The organism is Peribacillus sp. FSL E2-0159 (assembly GCF_038643155.1).
In the GTDB taxonomy this organism is placed as follows: domain Bacteria; phylum Bacillota; class Bacilli; order Bacillales; family DSM-1321; genus Peribacillus; species Peribacillus simplex.
This window is the reverse complement of the sequence record NZ_CP152053.1, coordinates 4,373,627-4,399,183: the sequence shown is the minus strand read 5'-3', so window position 1 is coordinate 4,399,183 and position 25,557 is coordinate 4,373,627. Positions and strand designations below refer to the sequence as shown.

Annotated in this window: 25 protein-coding genes; 18 read left to right on the top strand and 7 right to left on the bottom strand. The window is 40.2% G+C overall.

The genetic code is table 11. The features are described from left to right. Positions 1–28: 28 nt before the first annotated feature. Complete coding sequence (locus tag NYE63_RS21465) at positions 29–1,150, bottom strand: alanine dehydrogenase (RefSeq protein WP_342602623.1); 1,122 nt, start codon at positions 1,148–1,150, stop codon at positions 29–31. A gap of 423 nt (positions 1,151–1,573) precedes the next feature. Between NYE63_RS21465 and NYE63_RS21460 the strand changes: the two genes are divergently transcribed. The 3 genes from NYE63_RS21460 to NYE63_RS21450 all read left to right on the top strand — a co-directional run bounded on the left by NYE63_RS21460 (position 1,574) and on the right by NYE63_RS21450 (position 4,404). Beyond that, positions 1,574–2,704, top strand: a complete 1,131-nt coding sequence (locus tag NYE63_RS21460) for a PucR family transcriptional regulator ligand-binding domain-containing protein (RefSeq protein ID WP_342602622.1) — start codon at positions 1,574–1,576, stop codon at positions 2,702–2,704. Then, positions 2,701–3,012 carry a helix-turn-helix domain-containing protein gene (locus tag NYE63_RS21455; RefSeq protein WP_342602621.1) on the top strand — a complete coding sequence of 104 codons (312 nt, stop codon included), beginning with the start codon at positions 2,701–2,703 and terminating at the stop codon, positions 3,010–3,012. Before NYE63_RS21460 ends, NYE63_RS21455 begins: the two co-directional genes overlap by 4 nt. Positions 3,013–3,339: 327 nt before the next feature. Next, entirely contained in the window at positions 3,340–4,404 is a 1,065-nt protein-coding gene (locus NYE63_RS21450) for an NAD(P)/FAD-dependent oxidoreductase (protein WP_342602620.1), read from the top strand. Between the two features lie 108 nt (positions 4,405–4,512). On the opposite strand, the gene NYE63_RS21445 is transcribed toward NYE63_RS21450, so the two are convergent. The 4 genes from NYE63_RS21445 to NYE63_RS21430 all read right to left on the bottom strand — a co-directional run bounded on the left by NYE63_RS21445 (position 4,513) and on the right by NYE63_RS21430 (position 9,001). Then, positions 4,513–6,459: an ABC transporter permease gene (locus tag NYE63_RS21445; RefSeq protein WP_342602619.1), complete on the bottom strand. Its 1,947-nt coding sequence runs from the start codon at positions 6,457–6,459 to the stop codon at positions 4,513–4,515. Beyond that, positions 6,449–7,210 carry an ABC transporter ATP-binding protein gene (locus tag NYE63_RS21440; RefSeq protein WP_342602618.1) on the bottom strand — a complete coding sequence of 254 codons (762 nt, stop codon included), beginning with the start codon at positions 7,208–7,210 and terminating at the stop codon, positions 6,449–6,451. Before NYE63_RS21440 ends, NYE63_RS21445 begins: the two co-directional genes overlap by 11 nt. 100 nt (positions 7,211–7,310) lie before the next feature. After that, positions 7,311–8,315, bottom strand: coding sequence for a sensor histidine kinase (locus tag NYE63_RS21435; RefSeq protein ID WP_342602617.1), 1,005 nt, complete (start codon positions 8,313–8,315; stop codon positions 7,311–7,313). Further along, the gene (locus tag NYE63_RS21430; protein WP_342602616.1) at positions 8,312–9,001 is read right to left on the bottom strand and encodes a response regulator transcription factor; all 690 of its coding nucleotides are present in this window, start codon (positions 8,999–9,001) and stop codon (positions 8,312–8,314) included. The genes NYE63_RS21435 and NYE63_RS21430 overlap by 4 nt, the downstream gene beginning before the upstream one ends. A gap of 157 nt (positions 9,002–9,158) precedes the next feature. On the opposite strand from NYE63_RS21430, the gene NYE63_RS21425 reads away from it, so the two are divergent. After that, positions 9,159–9,500 carry a zinc ribbon domain-containing protein YjdM gene (locus tag NYE63_RS21425; RefSeq protein ID WP_144477162.1) on the top strand — a complete coding sequence of 114 codons (342 nt, stop codon included), beginning with the start codon at positions 9,159–9,161 and terminating at the stop codon, positions 9,498–9,500. 52 nt (positions 9,501–9,552) lie between these two features. Here NYE63_RS21425 and guaC read toward each other — a convergent pair whose 3' ends face one another. Further along, entirely contained in the window at positions 9,553–10,536 is a 984-nt protein-coding gene (gene guaC / locus NYE63_RS21420) for a GMP reductase (RefSeq protein ID WP_342602615.1), read from the bottom strand. 1,425 nt (positions 10,537–11,961) lie between these two features. Between guaC and NYE63_RS21415 the strand changes: the two genes are divergently transcribed. The 13 genes from NYE63_RS21415 (at position 11,962) to NYE63_RS21355 (ending at position 23,491) form a co-directional block, all read left to right on the top strand. After that, on the top strand, positions 11,962–12,819 hold the full coding sequence (locus tag NYE63_RS21415) for a PHP domain-containing protein (RefSeq protein ID WP_342602614.1): 858 nt from the start codon (positions 11,962–11,964) through the stop codon (positions 12,817–12,819). 250 nt (positions 12,820–13,069) lie between these two features. Further along, complete coding sequence (locus NYE63_RS21410; RefSeq protein ID WP_342602613.1) at positions 13,070–13,771, top strand: GntR family transcriptional regulator; 702 nt, start codon at positions 13,070–13,072, stop codon at positions 13,769–13,771. A gap of 278 nt (positions 13,772–14,049) precedes the next feature. Beyond that, positions 14,050–14,475 (top strand): phosphonate C-P lyase system protein PhnG, encoded by a 426-nt coding sequence (gene phnG / locus NYE63_RS21405; protein WP_342602612.1) that lies wholly within the window; start codon positions 14,050–14,052, stop codon positions 14,473–14,475. A 14-nt stretch (positions 14,476–14,489) separates the two neighbouring features. Continuing rightward, entirely contained in the window at positions 14,490–15,110 is a 621-nt protein-coding gene (gene phnH / locus NYE63_RS21400; protein ID WP_342602611.1) for a phosphonate C-P lyase system protein PhnH, read from the top strand. Next, positions 15,092–16,228 carry a carbon-phosphorus lyase complex subunit PhnI gene (locus NYE63_RS21395; protein WP_342602610.1) on the top strand — a complete coding sequence of 379 codons (1,137 nt, stop codon included), beginning with the start codon at positions 15,092–15,094 and terminating at the stop codon, positions 16,226–16,228. The genes phnH and NYE63_RS21395 overlap by 19 nt, the downstream gene beginning before the upstream one ends. Further along, positions 16,221–17,075 carry an alpha-D-ribose 1-methylphosphonate 5-phosphate C-P-lyase PhnJ gene (locus NYE63_RS21390; RefSeq protein WP_342602609.1) on the top strand — a complete coding sequence of 285 codons (855 nt, stop codon included), beginning with the start codon at positions 16,221–16,223 and terminating at the stop codon, positions 17,073–17,075. Before NYE63_RS21395 ends, NYE63_RS21390 begins: the two co-directional genes overlap by 8 nt. Next, positions 17,076–17,921 (top strand): ATP-binding cassette domain-containing protein, encoded by an 846-nt coding sequence (locus NYE63_RS21385; protein ID WP_342602608.1) that lies wholly within the window; start codon positions 17,076–17,078, stop codon positions 17,919–17,921. A 31-nt stretch (positions 17,922–17,952) separates the two neighbouring features. Continuing rightward, positions 17,953–19,131, top strand: a complete 1,179-nt coding sequence (gene phnM, locus NYE63_RS21380) for a phosphonate metabolism protein PhnM (protein WP_342602607.1) — start codon at positions 17,953–17,955, stop codon at positions 19,129–19,131. A 22-nt stretch (positions 19,132–19,153) separates the two neighbouring features. Beyond that, a complete protein-coding gene (locus NYE63_RS21375; protein ID WP_342602606.1) occupies positions 19,154–19,867 on the top strand; it encodes an ATP-binding cassette domain-containing protein in 714 nt (237 codons plus the stop codon). A gap of 126 nt (positions 19,868–19,993) precedes the next feature. Continuing rightward, positions 19,994–21,028: a phosphate/phosphite/phosphonate ABC transporter substrate-binding protein gene (phnD, locus tag NYE63_RS21370; protein ID WP_342605839.1), complete on the top strand. Its 1,035-nt coding sequence runs from the start codon at positions 19,994–19,996 to the stop codon at positions 21,026–21,028. Positions 21,029–21,055: 27 nt separating this feature from the next. After that, positions 21,056–21,844, top strand: coding sequence for a phosphonate ABC transporter ATP-binding protein (gene phnC / locus NYE63_RS21365; protein ID WP_141993957.1), 789 nt, complete (start codon positions 21,056–21,058; stop codon positions 21,842–21,844). After that, entirely contained in the window at positions 21,834–22,619 is a 786-nt protein-coding gene (locus NYE63_RS21360; protein WP_342602605.1) for an ABC transporter permease subunit, read from the top strand. Before phnC ends, NYE63_RS21360 begins: the two co-directional genes overlap by 11 nt. Positions 22,620–22,678: 59 nt before the next feature. After that, positions 22,679–23,491: an ABC transporter permease subunit gene (locus NYE63_RS21355; RefSeq protein WP_342605838.1), complete on the top strand. Its 813-nt coding sequence runs from the start codon at positions 22,679–22,681 to the stop codon at positions 23,489–23,491. Between the two features lie 159 nt (positions 23,492–23,650). Here the strand turns inward: NYE63_RS21355 and NYE63_RS21350 are convergent, their stop codons facing one another. Continuing rightward, on the bottom strand, positions 23,651–24,154 hold the full coding sequence (locus NYE63_RS21350; protein WP_144526513.1) for a DinB family protein: 504 nt from the start codon (positions 24,152–24,154) through the stop codon (positions 23,651–23,653). A 700-nt stretch (positions 24,155–24,854) separates the two neighbouring features. On the opposite strand from NYE63_RS21350, the gene NYE63_RS21345 reads away from it, so the two are divergent. Then, a complete protein-coding gene (locus tag NYE63_RS21345) occupies positions 24,855–25,523 on the top strand; it encodes a YdeI/OmpD-associated family protein (RefSeq protein WP_342602604.1) in 669 nt (222 codons plus the stop codon). Positions 25,524–25,557: the final 34 nt, after the last annotated feature.

Below are 25,557 nucleotides of genomic sequence, written 5' to 3'. Positions count from 1 at the left end.
AATATGAGATAACTCTAAAGACGCTTTATTATTTTGACAATAGTAACTCATTTTTTATATCTGTATAAGGCATGTTATGATTGATCCCAACTTCGTGATGAACAATTTCACCGTTCAAAGTGCTGATACAATTTCTTACTATTACATCATTTTCTACAACCTCTTTCAAACCATTATTCGCAATGTTCATAATATATGGGCCGGTTGTCATCAACATCATGTTTGTCGAGGTTTGTGGACATAGAGCCGGCATATTCGGGACACAGTAATGTAGGACTTCTTGTTCGTAGTAAACTGGATCCTCTAAAGTCGTATAACGTGAGGTTTCAATTATACCCGTGCCTGCAATATCAATAATAATAGAATGAGGTTTCATCTTACTGACCATCTCTCGTGTAATGAGAGGCTCGGTTACCCCTGGCATCGGATAAATTGTATTAATTAAAACATCACTTTGAATAAGTTCTTCGAACATCATATCTTTATCCCAACACAAAATGTCCACCTGTGGCAATTGATTGTTCAAATAATCAATGCGTTTCATCGATGCTTCCATGATTGTTACATTCAATCCAAGACCCACAGCAACTTGCGCTGTATTGAGTCCAGCATTGCCACCACCAAGAATGAGTACATTGCTCGACGGTAAACCGGCCAGTTTCCGGAGAAGTATTCCTTTTCCACCATAACCATATTGAGCATATTTGACTGCTTCAAGCATTGCTAATGTTCCTGCAATTTCACTCATTGGTTTAATCGTAGGTCTTGTCCCATCAGGTAAAACGATTAATTCCATTGATAATGAAATTGCTTTTTTATCTAGTAATGCCTGTGTCATTTCATGATTAACATCTTCCGCCAAATGAAACCATGCCATAATCATTTGATTTTCTTTAAGAAGGCCGTATTCATAGGGTTGAAGTTCCTTCACTTTAACAACAAATTCTGCGTTCTCATAAATTTCGTCAATCGTGTTTACTATTTTTGCTCCAGCCGAAACATATTTTTCGTCACAAAAACCACTTGCTTCACCTGCCATGCTTTGTATTAGTACTTCATGACCGTAAGCTGTTAATTTTTTCACCCATGTTGGATTTAATCCCACTCTAGTCTCTGCAGTTTTTAATTCTTTAGGAACTCCTACTATCATTGTTCATTCTCCTTTTTAATTGCATTTAATTTATTGAACATTCTAAAATCTTACAGGGAAATGATAGCCCTTTCATTAGACACGGGGTTAAATTTATATTAGTTTTTTTTTAACCAAGCACTTTTGGTCATCTTGAACTTTTATGAATACAGCATTGGTGGAAAAGTGATAATTTTTCCATTGTTTATCTAATGTTTTAGTCGTTTTAAGTTTTCGTACTCCATCGTTCATGCGATAACTGATGAAAAATGGTGTGAATTATGAAAGATTATCAGGTTGATTAAGGTATTTCATCAAAGCACGTAAAAGAACGCATTACTTGGGGTTAAACAGAGAAAGGGATCCATATTTTATGGGCTTAGACTTTCTAGTATAGTTATAATAAAATGATACAGCTAACAATTATTAAATGAGGAGGTACATATGCTTACAGTACAAGATGTTCTTAAGCGCCCACTCTTTTCAAAGACGGAGGTAGTTGCGGGGGCAAACGGGTTGCACCGTCAAGTCAAATGGACACATGTCCTTGAAATTCCGTTTTTTGATGATACCATCTTTCAGGGAGGAGAACTGATACTCTCCACCGGATTTGGGTTTGAATGGAGAGACTCCTCTAATACATCGTTTTTATTAAATCTTATCGAACGCAACGCTTCATGTTTATGTATAGAACTTGGACACTACTTCGAAAAGGTACCTAAAGAAATGATCGAGATGGCAAATGAGTATAACTTTCCGATTATTATTTTCAAAGAATTCATAAATTTCGTCGAAATAGCACAGGATCTACATGCGTTTATCATTAATGCTCATCATGAGAAGTTGGTTACATTAGATTCGATTTCAAGAAAGTTCCATTCATTGTCACTCACTACTCATGGGTTATCAAATATTTTAAAGTTGTTGCAGCAGAAGACAGAAGCACCAATTATCTATCTTCCAATAGAAGGAACACCTTTTTCGATTCCAGGGTTGAAAAATGAATTTATGGAACAGATACTTCAAACCATTTATGAAGATAAAGAACACTGGCAAGACCGAATTACAAATGATTCGCCCGTTGAATGGAAGGCATTAAACCATACTATTCTTCTCCAACCGATCGGAGCAATGGATCAAATCTGGGCGTACCTTGTTATGGTTTTAGATCGTGAATCTGATGAATTTGATTTCCTAATCCTTGATCGTGCTTCTCTAGCAATCTCACAAGACTTATTGCGCAAACATTATTTGGATGAAAAACGATTACGTTTAGAATCTACATGGCTAAATGATTTACTTTATAGACGCATCAATAATGAGGAACAAGCAAGGGGATTTATTTCGTTAAAATCTAAGCGAGCCTCTATACATTATCGAATTGCAATCGTTGATATCGAAGATGTTTTTCATCCGTCTTCATTAAGTTTATCGGATGAAGAAAATGAATCTGCTATTTATCATTATTCTTTGAAAATTCGATCTGGGTTCGCAAAATATTCTTTTACACCCTATATCACATCAGTAAGAAATCAGATTATTGTATTAGCGAAGACCTTGGCATCTTTCGGTTGATACAATTAATTCAGCATGATCAAGATACAGCCCATTTTATTGAAGACTATCTATCTCCTTTAATATCCTATGATAAGGAATATGGAACGGAATTGCTTCTGACTTTAGCAAAATACTTTGAGCTTGATCGCTCAAAGAAGCTTACTGCTCAAAAATTACATGTTGTAAGACAAACACTCTATCATCGGCTGGAAAAAATTAAAAAGATTCTTGATCTTGATTTTGATATGCCGGAGAACAGATTAAACGTTGAAATGGCTTTGAAAGCATATCAACTCATACAGCAAGTGGGAGTACCTACGAAGTAGTTATCAACCGTCAACCACGGGGCGCATAGGTAACATTGTGTTCCGCAATACCTCTCCGTCTACTTTCTAAGAGTAATGAGACGAAAAGAAAAAACTCTCTATACTCCATTTTCAAGCTAATTTTTCATACTAATGGTAATACTCCATTTATCATTCATACGGACTTAATGAATGGTAAGTTTTTAGTGAATGGAAATAAAAAACTCTGTTGATTTTTTAAATGAACAGAGTTTTTTAATAAATCCATATTGTAAAAAGTGAGAAAAGAGTGTACGATTAAATGAGAATGATAATCAATTACATTTGGTTACCGAGGAGTGGACGTAAATGGAACAGCAAGATTTATTTGATGTAACGGTTATTGGGGGAGGGCCAGCAGGCCTATACTCCACTTTTTATAGCGGACTTAGAGAAATGAAAGTTAAACTGATTGAATACCAGCCACGGCTAGGCGGGAAAATTCATGTCTATCCGGAGAAAATGATTTGGGATGTAGGAGGGCTGACACCAACTACTGGGGAAAAATTAATTGAGCAGTTGGTGGAGCAAGGTTTAACATTCAATCCAACAGTCGTCTTGAATGAAAAAGTGGAATCAATCATTCGTAATGAAGAAGGTATCTTCGTTTTACATACGGCTTCAGGTCAAGTTCACTTTTCCAAAACGATCATTGTCGCGGTTGGCGGCGGAATTCTGAATCCGCAAAAGCTGGAAATAGACGGGGCTGAAAGGTTTGAAGTTTCCAATTTAAACTATACTGTTAAGTCTTTCAATCGTTTCAAGGATAAGACGGTGATCATTTCAGGCGGCGGGAATTCTGCAATAGACTGGGCAAATGAATTGGAGCCCATCGCCAAAAAGGTGTATCTGACATACAGGAAAGATAGTTTAGCAGGTCATGAATCACAAGCAAGGCAATTGATGGAAAGCTCTGCTGTTTGTTTCTTGAATACGACGATTACAAAACTGATCGCCTGCGCTGATCATGAATCAATTGAACATGTTGAACTGACAAATCATGCAACGGGAGAGGTTTCTTACTTGCCGATCGATGAAGTCATCATCAATCATGGCTATGAGCGTGATACATCGCTGCTTCGAAATAGTAAAGTGGATATTGCCATAGCCGACAATTATTATATTGAAGGTACTCCTTCAAGTGAATCCTCGATGGATGGAATATACGCTGCCGGTGATATCTTAAAGCATGAAGGTAAATTGAACCTGATAGCAGGTACTTTTCAAGATGCAGCAAATGCCGTAAACAAGGCAAAGCAATATATCCAACCTGACGCTCACGGAGTGGGGATGGTTTCTTCCCATAATGAAATCTTTAAAAAGCGCAATAGGGAATTGATCAAGGAAATGATGAAACCGGCTGGGGTACTTTAAAGGAAACGGAAACTGGAAGCAGGTTCGAAATGTCTCACCACGAACCATGTTGAAATTCTACAGTCTAAAAAGCTCCAGGGCCTCATGGGCCCTGGAGCTTTTAGCAGTTTATAGAGATTCTTTAATGACCTTCTTGTAATGAAATACGGATAGGATTCCGAAGATCGAATACAATGCCGTGTATAATGCCATTACGATGATCATCGGTGTCCAAACTTCGGTCCCGAATAAGAACCATCCTGATTGGACTGCGAAATAACTGTGAAGCAGTCCGACGACTAAAGGAATGCCGAAATTGAAAACTTGTTTTGCTTGGATTCCTCTTAGTAAGTCACCACGCGTGAATCCCAGTTTTCTTAAGATGGTATAATTGGATTTTTCACCTTCACTTTCATCCATTTGTTTGAAATATAGGATACAGCCGGATGTGATGAGGAAGGTTAACCCCAAGAATCCGACGATGAACATGATAAGCCCCATGTTCTTCTTCTGGGTGTTGAACATTTCAAATTGGGAATCATTCACATGCTCTTCTTTAAAACTCATTTTATTGAATAGATCATTCGCTTTTTCAACTTCAGCTTCATCCTTCACATCAATGCCGATATTTACAGATGAAACTTTTTGGATTTTCGGGTCGACATCTTTTTTCAAACGGTCGAATATCGTTTGGTCTACAATGGCAACGGGCAATCCGCCGTTCGTGAAGTAATAGGACACGAAGGTATCATCATTCAATCCCATATATGTTTGCGGAATCACTTCGTGTTTGCCCTTCAGTTCAATCTTTCCGGAATCCTTCAAGGACATGACCTTCTCCATCATATTACTGTATCCGCTGAAGAGGGTCTCATCTTCAGCGAGGTTGATTCCTTTAACGGATTCATCACTGATGACGGGAACGGTCATGATGTCAGGATCAAAGTTCACTCCTTCCAGGCTGGTTTCCATTATTTCCTTTACATTGACATCCACTTGAATGACATCGATCACCTTTTCGTCATAATCAATTTTACTGTCGGATAAAGCTTTTTTGAATGCAGCTGCATCTTCCATATCCGTCATTGAAAAATCGGTGGGGATACTGCTTTGTGCCATTTTCTCTGCTGAGTAGTAGGAGATATAGCTTAATGATAATAACCCGATCGCCAAAGCGGAAACGGTCGTGATGATCGTCAATAATATCGCATTCGATTTCATCCGGAACATGATGGATGAAAGGGACAATACTTCATTAATGTTCAAATAGCCATTTTTCTTTTTACGGACGATATTAAAGATGAAGCTTACAGATCCTTTATAGAATAGGTAGGTCCCGATGATGACGGTTGCCAGAATGAAGACCATGGCCATAAAAAGCTCGGTCATCTCTGTAAAAGCTCCATCGAATAATTTGGATGAGACGACATAGCCGGCAATGATCAGGATGATTCCGAATATCCCGATGATCATTTCGAACATCGAAACCTTTTTCACTTTTCCTTCCGTCATTGAAGTCACTCTAAATAATGATAGAATGGTCTGCCTTTTAATGAAGGTATAATTCATCAACATGATGAAAAGATAGATGGCGCTAAAAACGAGAATGGTTTGCACAAGCGGCTGAAAAGAAAATTTAAGGGTCGCGATTGCCTGGACACCCATTATTTTAAATAGTATCATGATGATCAATTTTGAAGCGGCAAACCCAACAAAGATTCCCAGGAATACGGAACAGAAGTACAGGATCAGGTTTTCCACACTCAGAATCCGGAATATCCTGTTCTTGGTCATGCCTATCAATTGGAATAAGCCAATTTCTTTACTGCGTCTTTTTATGAAAATGCTATTGGCATATAAAAGGAATATGGAAACAATCGCAACAAGCAGGATCGATGCAGCCTTGATGGAGGCGGCCCCTTTCACCGTACCCTCCGCTTCATCCAGCGATGGGTCATATTGCAAGGTGACAAAAGCAAAGTAAAGGGAAGCGCTGAAGACCAGGGCAAATACATACAGATAATAGTTCTTCAGATTCTTCTTCAAATTTCGAAAGATGAGTTGATTAATGCTCATTTTGAACCCCTCCCAATACACCTTGTGTTTTCATGATGTCCTTGAAGAAGGTTTGTCTGGTTTCTTCACCTTTATTCAATTGTGTATATATTTGTCCATCTTTAATGAAAATGACTCGGCTGCAATAACTGGCCGCCACTGGATCATGGGTTACCATGATGATGGTCGCTTTGCGCTTTTGATTCATTTCACTCAGTTTGTTCAGTAAATCGGAAGCTGATTTGGAGTCAAGCGCCCCAGTCGGTTCATCCGCAAAAATGATGCTTGGATCATGGATGAAAGCCCGTGCTGCAGACGTACGCTGTTTTTGACCACCGGAAATTTCATTTGGATATTTATCCTTCACTTCATATATGCCCAGTTCTTTCGCCACGTTATCAAACTTTTGTGCCGCTTCATTATTAGGCGTTTTGGTAATGGATAAGGGCAGAAGGATATTTTCTTTGACAGTCAGTGTGTCCAATAAGTTATATTCCTGGAAGATGAAGCCCAGATGGTTCTTCCGGAATTCGGCCAACTTCTTTTCCTTCATCCCTGAAATCACTTTTCCATCAATCGTAATGGTGCCGTTGCTGATTTTATCGATTGAGGAAAGGACATTAAGCAAAGTCGTTTTTCCTGAACCGGATGCACCCATGATACTTACGAATTCACCTTCTTGTATGCTTATATCGAGACCCTTTAATACTTCTTGTTTATTGAATTTATTACCATAGCTTTTATGGATTTTTTTCGCTTCTAATATATTCATTTGGATACACTCCTTTTTTTCTATATCCTCATTATAAAAGGCCATGTATTTCTTTTCCTTCGTTTGGACGAACAAAGAATAAAAGCATGTGACACTTTTGTCACATGCTTGTGATATTCACGAAATCATTTCTTTTTGGAAAGGTCAAGGTAACGGTCGTTCCGGTTCCAAGTTCTGATTTCACGTCAATGGAGATGAATAGGGACTCGGCTGCATTCTTGGTTAAATATAAACCCATGCCAGTTGCCGCATTGTCACGATGATTTGTCGTGGAAGTAAATCCTTTATCAAATATGCGGGATAAATCCTTTGGGTCGATGCCCCGTCCAGAATCCTTCACTTCAAGAACCGTTTGTTCAGCTTGTTCATGGATATATATCGTGATATCTGAGTTTTCACTGTATTTAATGGAGTTGGTCAAGAGCTGCCTCATGATGAAGGCCAGCCATTTGGCATCAGTAAGCACTTCGGTTACATCCAATTGTATGTCGAAGCCGATCCCTTTTTGAATGCACCATGATTGCAGGGTTTTAATCTCATCAAAGATTATTGTTTCCAAATCGGTTTTCTCTATATACAAATCATTTTTGATGAAGGGCATGCGCCTTTGGTGGAGCTGCTGATCAAGAAGCAGGTGAATGCGCAGCCACTCATAAGTCAAATGGGATTTCAGCAATTCATCATCCAAGCGGTCAATCATTAAATGCATCGCGGTCAATGGTGTCTTCACTTCATGAATCCAAGATAATAATTCATCCTTCTCCTGCTCTAAAGTCATTTGGCCAATTGATGCGGATTGCTTCAAAATTTCCGTTTGGTTAATGATGCTGTTTTCTATGATTTTTTCGAAAGGGCTTTCCGGTTCGGCTATATTCGTTATATCCAGGTTGTCTTCCCGCGCTTCTAAACTTTTATAAAAATATGTTTCTTTTTTATAGCGGAATATCAAAAACATACTGAATATGAGCAATGATAAAAAAACAATATACAGTATGGGCTTTAGCGGAATGGCCGAATCAAGAAAAGCGACAAAGATAATGAATAGATGAAGAAGTATGTAGAATGTGATCCAGCTGAACCTTTCCACGAGATATTTTCTGATCATGCATTTGCCTCTTCCACGGCGATATAGCCCTGTCCGACCTTCGTTTCGATAAAATGCCCTAAACCCAGTTCATCCAACCTCTTTCGTAAACGGTTCACATTCACTGTAAGGGTGTTATCGCTTATGAAACGTTTGTCATCCCATAAGCTGTTGATCAATTCTTCACGGCTTACGATCTTGTTTTTCTGTTCAATGAGCTTTTTCAAGATGAAAATTTCATTTTTCGTCAATTCGATTGTGCCAGTCTCGGCCGATACCGTGTTCTTCTCGTAATCCACAGTTGCGCCGCACCAGGTTTTCAATTCGACCTTTTCGGTATTGTAATTATAAACACGGCGAAGGGTGGCCTGTATCTTTGCGATGAGTACATCAAAATGAAAAGGCTTCTGGATAAAATCATCAGCTCCAAGCTGCATGGACATCACCATGTCGGTAGGATGATCACGTGATGATAAAAAGATGATGGGAACATTGGAATGGGTCCGGATCATTCTGCACCAATGAAACCCATCAAACTTCGGTAACTGTATATCAATGATGACCAAATCAGGTTTTATGTCCGTGAATTCCTGAACCACTTTACTAAAATCGCCGATTCCGTAAATATCATAAGACCATTGCGCCAATCTATCTTTAATTTCATTGAATAACGTCGTATCATCTTCTATCAATAGTAGTTTAAACAATGGGTTCACCGTACTTTCCAGCTTTTTCTTAAAAGTATATAGTAAAACCTTTATAGGTTCTAGAGGAAGGGAGGAACTGGAGCTGTAATCGCCTACCGGTTGTATGTAAACCATTATTATATTAAAATTGGGAATAACGAATGGAGGAAGTGAAATTATGTCTGATTTTCCTAATTGCCCTGCATGTGATTCAGAATATACATACGAAGACGGTAGTCTTTTTGTTTGCCCGGAATGCGCCCATGAGTGGACGGTGGAAGCGGAAACGGAAAATGGTGATCAAAAGAAGACGATCAAAGATGCTAATGGAAATGCCTTGAACGATGGTGATACCGTTACGGTAATCAAGGATCTTAAAGTGAAAGGGAGCTCATCCGTCTTAAAGATGGGCACTAAAGTCAAAAGCATCCGTCTAGTTGATGGTGATCATGATATTGATTGCAAGATTGATGGTTTTGGTGCAATGAAATTAAAATCCCAATTTGTTAAAAAGGTATAATAATAAAAAACGGCCTAATCCATTGATTAGGCCGTTCTTTTTACGTTACTTCTTAATAAACTTTGTCACCGTTAAAGATTGAATTTTTTACGACCACATAATCCACATTACGGATGGATTCCAACTTGGTTCCGCCGGCATATGAAATGGAAGACTGAAGATCTTGTTCCATTTCCTTCAACGTATCTTCCAAAGATCCTTTGTGCTCGACAAACATCTTTTTGCCTTCAACGTTTTTCTTTTCACCTTTTTGGAATTCTGAAGCTGAACCAAAGTATTCTTTAAAGGCCTTTCCATCTTTCTCGATCGTTTGACCTGGAGATTCCTCATGTCCGGCAAATAGTGAACCGATCATGACCATCGAAGCTCCAAATCTAACTGATTTAGCAATATCACCGTTCGTGCGAATGCCCCCGTCAGCTATGATTGGCTTGCTTGCCGCTTTTGCACACCAGCGAAGTGCAGCTAGTTGCCAGCCGCCAGTTCCAAATCCAGTCTTGATTTTAGTGATGCATACTTTCCCAGGTCCAATGCCCACCTTTGTAGCATCGGCACCGGCATGTTCCAATTCCCGTACCGCTTCAGGAGTTCCCACATTTCCTGCAATGACAAAACTTTCAGGTAAATGCTTTTTAATATGCTGTATCATCTTTATCACGGCATTGGAATGGCCGTGTGCAATATCTATCGTAATGTATTCAGGCACAATGTTGTCTTCCGATAATTGTTCAATGAATCCGTATTCTTCTTCTTTTACACCGACACTGATGGATGCAATCAATTCTTTTGAATGCATATCTTTAATGAAAGTCAGTCGTTTTTCTGGCTCAAAACGATGCATTACATAAAAGTAACCGTTTTCAGCCAAGTAAATGGCAATCTTTTCATCAATGATCGTTTGCATATTGGCAGGTACTACAGGTAACTTGAATGTATGTTTACCTAAAGTAACGGATGTATCACACTCAGAACGGCTATTTACTACACATTTTGCAGGAATTAATTGAATATCTTCATAATCAAACACGTTTTCCATGTTATGCACCTCTATATACGAATATTTTTGTCTTTTTATATTAAAATTGTTCGCCCATTAGGTAATGTACATCATTTTTGACAGTAAGTCAAAATTTTTATTGGTTTTATTTTGATTTTATTTCAGCTAGATGGAAAATCCGTAACAGGATAGGAAGCGAAATAGACAACGAAAATGATTTCCACTCCGGCACTCGCTTTCCGCGGGCGGGAGTCTCGTACCTTACGTTCCAATCAACTTTGTGTAAAAAGATAGGTCTTCTTTGTCTACAAACTAGATAATAATTGTTTGCCAACATTTTTTTGTGGGTTTGTAAAATGGGAACGTTGATTTCCACTCCAGGCACTCGCTTTCCGCGGGCGGGCGGGAGCCTCCTCGGCGCGCCTGCGGGGTCTCCCATGCCACGCTTTTCCCGCAGGAGTCTCGTACCTTCCGTTCTAATCAACTTTGTGTAAAAAGATAGGTCTTCTTTGTCTACAAACTAGATAATAATTGTTTGCCAACATTTTTTTGTGGGTTTGTAAAATGGGAACGTTGATTTCCACTCCAGGCACTCGCTTTCCGCGGGCGGGCGGGAGCCTCCTCGGCGCGCCTGCGGGGTCTCCCATGCCACGCTTTTCCCGCAGGAGTCTCGTACCTTCCGTTCTAACAACTTTGTGTAAAAAGATAGGTCTTCTTTGTCTAAAAACTAGATAATAATTGTTTGCCAACATTTTTTGTGGGTTTGTAAAATGGGAACGTTGATTTCCACTCCAGGCACTCGCTTTCCGCGGGCGGGCGGGAGCCTCCTCGGTGCGCCTGCGGGGTCTCCCATGCCACGCTTTTCCCGCAGGAGTCTCGCGCCTTCCGTTCCAATCAACTTTGTGTAAAAAGATAGGTCTTCTTTGTCTACAAACTAGATAATAATTGTTTGCCAACATTTTTTTGTGGGTTTGTAAAATGGGAACGTTGATTTCCACTTCAGGCACTCGCTTTCCGCGGGCGGGCGGGAGCCTCCTCGGCGCGCCTGCGGGGTCTCCCATGCCACGCTTTTCCCGCAGGAGTCTCGCGCCTTCCGTTCCAATCACCTTTGTGTTTTAAAAGAAAAAACTGCAGGCCGGGCTCATCTAAACCATGTTTAAGACTAGTTTATCCTTCATGTTTTATCTTAATGGATGGAAGAAATTTGCGACACTCCTGCCGAATAACTGGCTAGCTGAGACCCTGGAGACGTTTACTTTGCCGCGGCTTGGCAGACAGTCGGCGGAAAGGGAGTGGATTTCTGAAATCAGCTGGAATTTTTTGTCTACAGCCTAAAATACTTAAGTATTTTCACCAATCTGAACGACTTTTACACCTTTACGTTTTTTTACATCATCTTAACGTTGACCGACATGGCACTAAGTTAAAATGAAAATGGTAACGAATAAGAATGGGGGGATTGGCATGAAGGTTGAATTACATTGTCATACGAACATTTCAGATGGTTCCAGTTCTTTTGAAGAACTATTGGAGGTTGCAAAAAGGGAGAGCATTGGCCATTTGGCGATTACGAATCATGATACAACGATGAGATTGCAAGAGATGGTTGAAAGGGGAAAGGAAATAGGAATTGAAATCATCCCTGGTATAGAAGTTTCTGGTTATGACTTTGCCAGGGGCAGGCGTGTACATATTTTGGGCTATTTTGTTGAGCCTGGTCATAAGGCACTTGAAGAGCTATGTAATCCATTGATTGAAAAGAGGAATGCAGCTTCTGAAAAAATGGTGGAACGGCTAATTGATGCAGGATATCGAATAACTTGGGATCAGGTTTCTAAATTCAGGGGAGGAACCGGTGTTTATAAACAGCATATTATGCTGGCGCTGCGGGAATCGGGGTATACGGATTCTATCTATGGAGATTTGTATAAGAAGATCTTCAGTCGCGGCCAAAATGGAGAAGAGCCGGGCATTGCCTTTATTCCTATGGAGTATGTGGATGCCATTCTGGCTGTGAAAGCGATTCGTGCTGCCGGAGGAGTTCCGATCCTTGCCCATCCTGGCCAATACGGGAGTTTCGAAATTATTCCTGATCTTGTAGAAGCAGGGCTTGAAGGGATTGAAGTTCTTCATCCGCATCATGGTTATGCAGAAGAGGAAAGAGCGATTTCATATGCAGATCAATTTAATCTCGTTAAGACAGGAGGCTCGGATTTTCATGGGGACTATGGGGAGAGGCCGATTCGGCTTGGCAGTATGAGCCCTGGAACGGAATGTGTGAATGCTTTGAAATTAAGGAAAAAAAGCATGGCCATTAAATGATGTTCATTAAACCAGGAATTTTGCTGTGAAAGCTACCTGCTCATATGTTGGATGAGCCATTTGAAAGACTGAACAATGCAGGATGATGTATGGAAAAGATTCATAAAATAAGCAGTCCCTTCGTTCTGGTATTTGACCAGGACTTTTTTTTTACAAGAAAGTCATGGTAGCTTCATATTTTCTCATTACACTGACTTTAACAAGGAAAAATAGGTATTGGGCAGATCGAATATTTAAAGGGGGATTTCTGTTGGGGGAAAAAAACTTTTTAGTGGATCATTTGATATCAGAAATTAAGAGCGGGACCTTTCAATTGGATAAAAAGTTACCTTCAGAGCATATACTCGCTGATCAATTTAATGTTCCAAGAATGGTTGTCAGGAAGGCATACGAGCAGCTTCAAGATTTAGGCTTTATCTATTCAAAGCAAGGTAAGGGAAGTTATGTCCAGGAAAGCAAAAAGCAAATTCCGTTAATTCTATCCGGAGATGTCAGTTTCACCGAGAAAATGAAAGAATTCCAGTTTTCCTTTCAAACGAGTACTATTTTTTGCGAAGAAATTTCTTATGATCAGAAGATTTTTCAAAGCCTCGAGGCGGAAAGGGATGACAAGGTCTTTAAAATTGGCAGGCTTAGGTTAATGGACGATTTCCCGATTGCTCTTCATACATCTTTTGTAGCAAAATCAACATTTCCTGAAATTGAAAAGGACGGTCCGGATATTACCTCTATGTTTCAATATTATAGGCAGCGTGGCTTTGTGGAATTCGGATCCAGCAGCAGTACACTGAACGTGATTTTTCCTACTCTTTTCGAACGGGATATTTTGCAGTGTTCAAGTTTAATTCCACTTTTGCAAGTGGAATCATTATGCCGGGATAAGCGGAGCAATCAAGTCCTTGAGCACACGGTCATAATCTATCGAAGCGATTGTTTCACATATGTTATATAAAAACTTCCATTCGAGATATCGCTCGAATTCACAAGTAAATGCTCTGAATTCACGAGTAAAAGTACGAAACTCACGAGTAAATGCTTCGAATTCACGAGTAAAAGTACGAAACTCACGAGTAAAGCTCGAATTCACGAGTAATGGCACGAAATTTTGAATAGTGCAGGTCCGGCTTTAACAAATTTCATACAAGATTTACTCTTTCTTAACGTACGTTCACTTGGCAACAAGATACATTGAAGATGTAGCGGGAAACTAAAACATTGGAGGCCAATGGAATGAGAAGAAGGGAAAGAACCGAGATTTTGATTCAAGGCTCTGAGGACATTGCGAAGGAATTTGCCAAGGAAATAGCCATGAAATATAAAGTTACCGTCACTCAAAAGCCAGAGAGTGCCCTTGTGTTGCTAAAGACAAGGGAAACGGCAAAAAAGAGCTTGTTTTATATAGGGGAAATGCTGGTGACTGAATGCACGGTCCAAATCCAGGATTCAATCGGGATTGGTATCGTTAAGGGACATCGGGAAGAGCTGGCACATCGTTTAGCTATCATTGATGCTGCTTATCAGGCTGATCTTGGCGAAACAAGATTATGGTCACCTATTTTAGAAAATGAGAAGAAGATCATACAGAAAAATCTTCAAGAGCTGAATCGATCAATCTTAAGAACCAAGGTAAACTTTGAAACAATGGATGTTCAATAAGAGGGGGGAAAGCAATGAATTTGGATGTAGTTCATGATATACAAACTGTTTATAGAAAGCTTGTAACGGCGACTTCAAGACCTGGAACTTTAGTGGTTTTGGAGAGGGAAGCCAAGACTTTGGATGTTCAAATGGAATGCTTATCTTCTACCATCCTGCTTGCACTTACTGTACTCGATCCTGAAGTGACTTTTAAGGTCATTGCAAAGGAGGAGGAGGAGACGGTGTCAAGAAAGATTAATCAGCTTACTTATTCAAAGCCTGTCGATTTGCCGGAAGCGGATTTTATCTTTATTTTACATAATGCCTCCGACGAGCAAATTAAGGAAGCTTTGAATAAAGCAAAGGTAGGAAATCTGTTGAACCCTCATGAATCGGCAATGATCATTCTAGAAGTGCCGGATGTAACGAAAGGGGACTCCATGATCCTTTCAGGACCAGGAATTCAACAGGAATCATTCATAAGCCTCCCGAATGTATCCGCCTGGCTTGGTGCAAGGAACGAAAAAAACATAGAATTCCCGTTAGGAATCGATATGTATTTTGTGGATCAACAGGATCGTTTAATCGCTTTACCGAGAACGACTCAAATCAACGAAAATGGGGGTGAGGTTATATGGGATATGTTGCAGTAAAGGGCGGAACAAAGGCGATTGAGGAATCGATCAAACGCTTAAAGTATGAACGGGTAAAAAAAGGAACGGTTATAGAGCTGCATAAGATAGAAGCTGGGATGAGAGGGCTAATTGATCAGGTTATGTCAGAAAGCAGTTTGTATGATCAATCACTGGCAGCACTTGCCATCAAACAGGCTGAAGGCAATCCGGAAGAAGCTGTTTTCCTCTTGAGGGCCTTTCGATCCACTTTGCCGCGAAAACATGTTTCACGAGTGATCAGTTCTGAAAATATGAAAGTGGAACGGCGGATTTCAGCTAGTTTCAAGGATGTACCCGGCGGACAGATTTTAGGTGCCACGACCGATTATACACATCGGTTACTAGATTCGGAGTTGGAAAATGAATCGGATATAAGCATTCAAGATTGGTTACGGGCTTTTCAAGAAGAAAATCATTCAACAGAATATCAGAACCATATGGCTGATTTAAACTCTCTACCTAAAGTTTTGGACTATTTAAGAAGTGAAGGCTTATTAGCAAGCTGTGAAAATAATGATTTGCAGCCTGGGGATGTTACAAGGAAAAGCCTGGAGTTTCCTTCAATGCGGAGTGAACGCCTGCAAATTTTAACAAGAGGCCAAACCGGTGCAGTGACTTCACTTGCTTATGCAGTCATTCGTGGATATGGTGCACTGCATCCGACAGTAGGAGAGCTACGCGTAGGTCAGCTGCCCGTCCATCTCGATCACCCGCTGCTGGACGAAGGGCGAGAGGAAGATAGCTATTATATTGGGGACTTCACAGCAACGGAGGTAGAGATGCTCATTCCGCTTACGGTAGAGAAAGAACAAGGCAAAAAAGAAATAGAGTTTGAAGTTGGCTATGGCATGTGCATGGGACAAAATGAAACAAAAGCAATCGCAATGGGCATCCTGGATAATTGCCTGGAAAAACCCAACAAGGAGTTTCCAAGTCACAACGAGGAATTCGTCCTTTATCATATAGATTCAGTGGAATCAACGGGTTTCATCTCCCATTTGAAGATGCCTCATTATGTTACGTTCCAATCCAAGCTTGATAGCATCCGGAAGTCAAAAGATAAGACCACAGAGCAGGAGGTTGGATGGCATGAATAAAACCTATAATTTTGCATTCTTTGATGAAGGGTCGAAACGGGAGATTAGAAGGGCAACACTGAAGGCGATTGCCATTCCCGGTTATCAAGTCCCATTCGCTTCAAGGGAAATGCCGATTGGGCGTGGTTGGGGCACGGGCGGCCTGCAGTTGACATTGTCATTGATCGGAAAGGAAGACGTCCTTAAGGTGATCGACCAAGGCTCGGATGAATCCGTTAATGCCGTTAACATAAAAAAACTCGTATCTGACACCACTGGGGTAAGGACGACGGATAGCACAAAAGATGCCACTTTAATCCAGTCTAGGCACAGGGTGCCGGAAGTGCCGTTGCAACGTGACCAGATTTTAATTCTTCAAGTTCCATTACCGGAACCCTTAAGGAATTTCGAGCCGAGCGAACTTGAAACGAAAAAGCTTCATGCTGAGAAAGAGTATAGCGGTGCATGGCTTATGTTATTTGAACAAATCATGAAGTACGGAATAATGGCGACGGATGCAGACCATCCAGTGATGGTCCACGACAGGTATGTCATGGCACCAAGTCCAATACCAAGATTCGATAATGCCAAGCTGGACGAAAGTGAAGCGCTCATTTTGTTAGGTGCAGGCAGGGAGAAAAAGGTATATGCAGTACCTCCTTATACAAATGTATCATCTTTGGCATTTGATGATTACGAATTTGAAATCGAGTCCTTTACAAATCACGCTTGCATTCTCTGCGGGTCCAATGATGTGTTTTTGGATGAACTTGTTGATGAGGAATCAGGGGAAACGTATTTCCTATGCAATGATACAAGCAATTGCCTTGAAATGGTCAATCAAAAACAATCATTGGGAGTGAATTAAATGTCTGTGCTAGAGGTACCCGTATTATCGGTTAAACAAATGAACAAACAGTACGGTAACGGATGTTCAATTTGTAAACATATGAAATTAGGAAAAGTGGCGAAAAACTATTGTCACGAATGCGGGACGGTATATGCCTGTAAAGATGTGACGTTCGATTTGTATCACGGTGAAGTTCTCGGAATTGTAGGGGAAAGCGGCAGCGGTAAATCCACTTTAATGAAAAGTTTATATTTTGACGAAGAAGTAACCGATGGAGAAATGTATGTGGCTGGCTTTGAGGATGGAAAAAAGAATTTATTCATGGAGTCAGCCCAGAAAAAAAGATTCGTTCGAAACCACCTGATGGGGAAGGTTTATCAAAACCCGATTCTAGGGTTGAAAATGGATTTCTCCTCGATAGGCAATATTGCTGAGAAGTTAATTTCAGCTGGGAACAGACATGTTGGCAGCATGGAAACAAGAGGCGCCGAGCTCCTTAAAGCAGTCAATATTCCCATTCATCGAATGAAAGAAGAACCAAGGAATTTCTCAGGCGGAATGCAGCAAAGGGTCCAGATAGCCAAAGCATTGTCCAACAATCCACCCATACTGCTTTTGGATGAGGTCACCACGGGTTTGGATTTATCAGTTCAAGCAAGTGTATTGGATTTAATTAAAGGTCTCCAAAGAGATTTGAATATTAGCATTGTATTGGTATCCCATGATTTGGGCGTAATCCGAATGCTTGCGGACCGTACGCTCGTTATGCTGGAGGGTAAAGTAATCGAGCAAGGTTTGACAGATCAAATACTCGAAGATCCACAGCATCCTTATACCCAGCAATTAGTACACTCGCTGCTGTAAAAGAAACTAAAGGAAAATGGGGGAAGAGACATTGTTGCTGATTAAAAATGGAAAAATAATAACGGAAGACTCGATCCTGATGGAACATGATCTCTTAATTAAGGATGATAGAATTTGCCGGATTGCACCTGTGGGAGAAATCGAAACGAGTCCTGAAATGGAAGTGCTGGACGCCTTGGGTGGATATGTTTCACCCGGTTTTATTGATCTCCATTCGGATTATATTGAACATATGACTGCGCCGCGCCCGACTTCATTAATGAATTTTCATTTGAGCTTAAGAGAAACGGAAAAGGAACTGATTACGCACGGGATTACGACCATGTTTCACTCTCTATCACTCTATAAATCCACTGAATACGCATATAAGCCAATTCGGGAGCCTGAGAATGTAAGGAAGCTTATTGACTTAATTGATCAAACACATACGATGAAGCACCTGGTCCGTCATCGGTTTCATGCCCGGTATGAAATCGATAATTTGGAGGATATTGATAGTTTAAAAGAATATGTTTCCGAAAAGAAAGTGCATCTGGTCTCATTCATGGACCACACTCCAGGACAAGGGCAGTATCGGCATCTAGAGATATATCGAAACACTTTAAGGGGGTATAACAATTATAGTGATGAAGCCATTGATGTGATGATCCGGACTCATCAAGTGAAAGAAAAGCTGACGATTGGAAGAATGAAGGAAATTGCACTTCTAGCAAGGGAAAATAATATTGCCGTTGCCTCACATGATGATGATTCAATAGAGAAGCTTGAATTGGTTCACAGCTTTGGAACGAGTATAAGTGAATTTCCAATCACACTTGAGATTGCCCGTAAGGCCCATGATATGGGGATGTATACCATAGCGGGTGCACCAAATGTTCTTTTGGGAGGTTCTCACAGCGGGAACTTAAGTGCCTCTGAGGCCATTCAGGATGGGAGCATAGACGTATTATGCAGTGATTATTACCCTGCAGCCCTTCTGCATTCAATGTTTGAATTAGTCGAAAACCATGGAATGGATCTTGTCGATATGTTTAAGCTAGTTACGATTAATCCCGCAAAGGCAGTCAAGATGGAGGACGAAATAGGATCGATTCACGAAGGGAAAAAGGCTGACATACTTATTATTGAAAAAATTTCTGGTGATTTCCCTGTCATAACAACTGTGATTGTAGATGGAAAATTGATTCAAAAAACGAATTACAGGATATAAATTTTAGAGAGCGGGTGGCAAAGTGGAGAACATATTGGAGATCAATGATTTATCCAAGTCTTTTATTTTACATAATCAACGCAAGAATATCCATGCGGTTAGCAATATTACGATCACAGTGAAAAAAGGCCAATTTATTGGCATTACAGGCAAGAGCGGCAGCGGAAAATCAACGATCCTAAAATCGATTTATGGTACCTATCGGGTTCAAAAAGGAGACATCTGGTACGAATCTTCCCACTATGGTGCGATTAATCTAGCAAAAGCTACAGAAAGGGAAATGATTTACCTGCGTAAGCATGAGATAGGCTATGTATCCCAATTTTTAAATGTCATGCCAAGAACTACGGCAAGGCAGCTCGTTACCGGAGCCATACTTGAAATGGGACAAAGCAGGGAAATGGCCAATATCGAAACAGAAAAAATCTTCGACCACTTTGAAATAGGAAAAGAGCTATGGGACAGTTACCCTGCTACATTTTCAGGAGGAGAGAAGCTAAGGTTAAATATAGCAAGAGCAATGGTGAAAAGGCCGCGGCTCCTCCTGCTGGATGAACCGACAGCAAGTCTGGATCACGATTCTAAAGTGAAGGTGAAAACCCTGCTGGAACAGCTAATGAACGAAGGAACGACAATGCTGGGCATTTTTCATGACTTGGAGTTCATGAATCGGTTAGTAGATAAAGAATATAGCATGCAGAATGGATGTTTTACTCAAGCTATTCAAAAAATTTAACGATTGATTCACATAAATTTTACTGAATATTCAGCCTCCTTAACGGCAGGTTAGTATTGTACCGGTATTGTTATATGGGAAGTGACTGAAATGAAAAAGTCTTTCAAATTGGAAGGGAGATTTAACGTGAAAAAATCGATGATGTCCATATTGATGTTAGTTATTTTGCTGGTGTTTACAGGTTGTTCTTCTAGCAGTTCAACAGGTGCAAATGAAGATGATACATTAACCATAGCATGGCTGCCAAATGAATCGGGGGAAGATTTAGGGGAAGCCCGCGATGAAATCGGGAAAATCTTAGAGGATGCCACAGGAAAGAAAGTCGAACATAAGACAACTACGGATTATAACATTGCAATCGAGGCAATTGCTAATGGAAACGCAGATTTAGCATTCCTGGGAGCACAAGGATATATTGAAGCAAACAACAAAAACGATAAGGTTCAACCTTTAGTCGTTCCAAGCGGTGAATCAGGTACGTTGGATGATGCAGTCTATAATAGCTGGCTGGCTGTTCAAAATGCAGATGACTATAAAATTAACGGCGAATATAAGATAGACGGTATCCAAGGGAAAAAGTTCTCTTTCGTATCAAATAGCTCTACATCTGGCTTCAAAGTTCCTTCCACAGGAATCGTTGATTATTTTTCGCAGCAAGATAAGTTTAAGGAATTAAAGGCCGAGGATTTATTGGAAGGCGGAAAAGATAAATTCTTCAGTGAAGTGCTTTACGGAGGTTCACACCAAGGATCCGCTGTAAATCTTTTAACCGGGAAAGCGGAAGTGGCAGCTTTTTGTGACACATGTGTCAATAATTATGTGGAGCTGGCTGATGGGGAAGAGAATAAAGCAGGTGCCGTGTATAAGGTAAAGAAGGATGCAGCTGAACCCTTCAACACAGTTGTAGATAAGACATTCTCACTCATTTCAGTGACTCCAGTTTTGAATGCACCTTTCGTTGTTAACACCGAGTTAGTCAGTGAGGACACACGTGAAAAAATTCTTGAAACGTTGATGTCTGATGAAATAGCAAATAACGAGAAAGTTTTTGTACCAGAAGACTCTAAGTTATCAGGTCTATTTAAACGGGTGAGCGGAAAAGAAAGATTGGTGGAAGTTGAGGATGACTGGTTCAATCCAATTCGGGAATTATCTAAATAAAGGCAGTAAAATGTAGGAGGATCATACATGAAAACATTATTGGAAGTGAAAAATGTCTCAAAACATTTTGGAAATGGTACAAAGGCGTTATCCAATATTGACTTCACGGTGAAAGAAGGAGAGTTCGTTTCTATAATAGGACCATCTGGAGCAGGGAAATCAACTCTTCTTCGATGCATCAATAGGATGATCGATGCTTCTAGCGGAGAAATCATTTTTGATAATGATCATGTATACAAGGTGAATAAAAGGGAGTTAAAGAAGGTACGCAGGAAAATAGGGATGGTTTTTCAGCATTACAATCTGGTAAATCGACTAAGTGTGATTGAAAATACCCTGCATGGACGATTAGGCTATAAATCTACACTGGCTGGAATCCTTGGCCTTTATAGTGAAGAGGAGAAGCTTCAGGCTGCTAAAGTTCTCCAAATTCTCGGTCTGGAAGATCAAATTTATAAAAGGTCCGATCAGTTGAGCGGAGGCCAGAAACAGCGGGTGGGTATTGCGCGGGCGCTTATCCAAAATCCTAAATTGCTATTGTGCGATGAACCGATTGCCTCTCTTGACCCGAATTCTTCCAAAGTGATCATGGATCATTTAAGGAATATCTGCACTTCCATGGGAATCACAGTAGTAGTCAACCTTCATCAAGTCGATGTTGCCCTGAAATATTCGGATCGAATCATCGGTGTGAATAGTGGCAAGGTAGTTTTCAATGGCACAACTCAAAATATAACCTCAAATGATATCCATCAGATTTATGGATCAGATGAAGGAAAGTTGATTTTTGATTTGGGAGGTTCCCATGTCGGCTGATGTTTTTGCAAAAAAGAGAAGAAATTCACTTGTATTGTTTTTGCTTATTGGGGCTGCGACGGCTGTTTCCATTATCATTACAGAATTCAGCATCGCAAAAGGGGTTAGCTCCGTTCCTAAGGCCATACAATGGTCGTTGTCGAATTTTTATCCAACAAAGGAATCGTTTACCAAACTGCCGGACATTTTGATAAAGCTGAAAGAAACACTATTAATATCCGTTGCTGCAACGACATTCGCGGGAATATTGGCCTTTGTATTTGCAATATTGGGCTCCAATACGACAAGAGTCAATGCATTTTTCGGAGGATTTAGCCGTGGGATAGCAGTTTTATTTAGGAATATTGATGTCTCAATATGGGCGTTGGTTCTATTATTTTCATTTGGACAAAGTTCCTTGACCGGTTATTTTGCCTTGTTTTTCGGATCTTTCGGTTTTTTAACAAGAGCTTTTATTGAAACGATCGATGAAGTGAGCAGCAGTTCCGTAGAAGCTTTGCAGACAACTGGTGCAAGTTATCTAACCGTCATTTCGCAGTCTGTTATTCCTTCAACAATTCCGCAAATGATCAGCTGGGTACTTTTCATGATTGAAACGAATATCAGGAATGCAACATTGGTGGGACTGCTTACAGGATCGGGAATTGGTTTTACGTTTAATCTGTATTATAAAAACTTGAGTTATGACATTGCCAGTCTTGTCGTCATTACGATCATCATTTCGATATTAAGTATTGAATTGATCTCAAATTATGTGAGGAGGGTGATTTTATAATGCAGGCAGAGGGTCCAATCAAACCATTTCCTTCTCCTACTGGCCAGGAGTTAGATAAAATGCTACTTGAACGACTATCCAAAAAGCCCTTCTCGAAATCTTCATTCGCGATTAGGTTGAGTATGCTGGTACTTGCAGTTTTGACTATTTATGCATTTGCCAGTTTTGATTATAAGGATGTTAAACTGTGGGACGCGCTATTATTGACCGTCGACAATTTGAAGACCATGTTTTTTGAGCCGCATCTGAAGCACTTTACCTTTACTCAAGCGCTTTATCAGGTGTCGATTACATTAGGTTTAGCTTTCTTAACGACGATATTTGGTGCAATTATTGCACTGATGTTGGGACTTTTAGCGGCTGGAAATATCTCGTCCAAGCCATTATCGGTTATCATAAAGGGATCGGTTGCCCTGATTAGAGCCGTTCCTACCGTGTTATGGGTCCTCATTTTTGCAGTCGCAGCAGGATTGGGCAGTGTAGCGGCAGTTATAGGGATGACGTTCCACTCCATAAGTTACCTTGTAAAGGCCTACTCGGAATCCTTCGAGGAAATTGATAAAGGTGCTATAGAAGCCCTGCAAGCAAGCGGAGCGAATTGGTGGCAGATCGTGTTCCAAGTCATCATTCCATCTTCGATCACTTATATCATTTCATGGACATTCATGCGCTTTGAAATCAATTTTGCAGTGGCGGTCGCAATGGGCGCAGCGGCAGGCGCAGGAGGAATCGGCTTCGATATGTTCATGGCAAGTGGATTCTACTTTGACTTGAGTGAAATCGGCGCAATCACTTATTTTATCCTGATCATTGCAATCTGTCTTGAAATCTTCGCAACACAAATCAAAAGGAAACTAAAAGTATCATCTTGATGCTAGAAGAGGGAAATATGAGTTCTGCCCATCTATCAATTTGGTGCAGCACCCGACAGTCCGTTCGTTTCATAGAATGCATGAAAGAAGACCACAAAAATGAAGTGGTCTCCTCTTTATTTGGGAATCGATTTAAATGATGTCATTGCCATGAAAGGCTTATATTAGGGCGGACTTTATTTCTTGTATCTGTTTGATATGCCTTTGTTCATGTAACGATAATAATTCAATCCATTGATCCAATGAGAGGTCCCCGAACAGGGGATGCTTGGCTTTCTTTCTGCTTAACAAGATATCTGAATCCATATCATAAAGAACCTGTAATAAACGATCCCTTGATTCTGCCAGAAAATCCATAAGGCCCGATAATTGAAATGGGGTTGAAGAGGGTGAAACGATGTCAGGGGATACGAATTTCTTTGTTCTATTAGTAACCAGGTAAATGTTTTTTTGAATGATATTATTAAAGTCCCTTTCCCGAATGCCATTTGCTATAGCTTCTGTAAACACCTGTTCCGTAAGATATAAATGATGGCAAATTTGGGCGATGCTCCATACTTCAGATGCAGGCCTATGGTGGAGCATTGTTTCATCCAACTCCGTAATTTCCTCTATTAACTGGTTTCTTGATTCGAATAGCAAATCATACTCGATATAATTCATGAGAACTCCCCCTTTTGTGACACCTCCATTTGAAAGCATCACGGAATTTTTTGATATAGGAAAAAAAGGGATATCGACTGCATGACAAATGCAATAAAACTAAGGTGAAACGATGTGGTACTTATAAAAAAACGCATTGATCTCAAAAGGATTATGATTTTTATTCATTGATGGAATATGAATGTCTAATGATTGCAGGGGTGTGACACTATGCATATAAGGAAGGTTCTATTTGGGAAAGATCGTCAAAGATATCTCGCATTGTATAAAAAAAGCATGTTTCATGTGTAAGACCTTGCCTCAAAGATTGGCTTTTATGTTGTCTTGAGGAAGATATGCAGAGCTGAAGTCAGGTCAGGACTTCCAGGGACTACATTTTTTCTGGAGCTTTGATACCCTATCATGCCTATGCAAAAAAGTTAAGTTTATGCCTACGCGCTCCCATACAAGAATGCGACGTCTAGGGCTTCCTCTGATCCGGATAATGTATGCTGGCATTCAATAAAAGAAGTTGGACATTGGAATTGATTATATCTGAATTATAGCACAGTTAATATTTTCCTAGAAATGATTATATGAAAAAAGACGGAAGGTTTACACATCGTCTTTTTATTGGATAGACTATCAAGAGAAAAGTTGCGAACCGAATGGGGAGCTTTTAAACTGAAGATAGACAAAATGAACTAGGATGGTGAATGCAATGGCTAAAACAATAGTCGAAAAACTGAATTTACATAAATATGAACGGGTTGCAGTCTTGAATCTGCCAGCCGGGATAGATTATTTAGCAGAGCTGCCGGGTTACGATACAGAGCTTAATGAAAGTGCCTATGATCTTATATTTGCCTTTGTTTTGGATATGGATTCTTTAAAAGGAATCGTGGATAAGGTGATCGAGAAAAATCATTTGAGTAAAAACGGCTATATCTATTTGGCATATCCCAAGAAGGGGAATAAAGAATATGCCACATATATTCATCGTGATGATTTGATGCAAGGCCTTGGTGCGGATGAAGACGGTTATGTTGGGTCGAGTGACCTGAAGTTTGCACGTATGGTTGGATTGGATGATGTCTTTACGGTAGTCGGACTGAAAGAAGATTCGAAAAGTAGAAACCGTCCATCTACCAAAGCAAGCCAATCAGTAGATGATTATATCGAAATGATTTCTGAAATTGAGAAAGATTTGCAGGATTCTCCTAATTTGCTTGCGTTCTATCAATCACTTACCCCAGGGTATCGCAAGGATTGGGCACGTTACGTGTATAGTGCAAAACAAGAGGAGACCCAAGTGAAACGGCGCCAGGAAATGAAAACGATTTTAGGAGAAGGTTACAAGAGCAGGGATCTATATCGAAAAAATAAATGAGGGTGGGGAATGTCTTCCATTCTCTTTTTTTTGT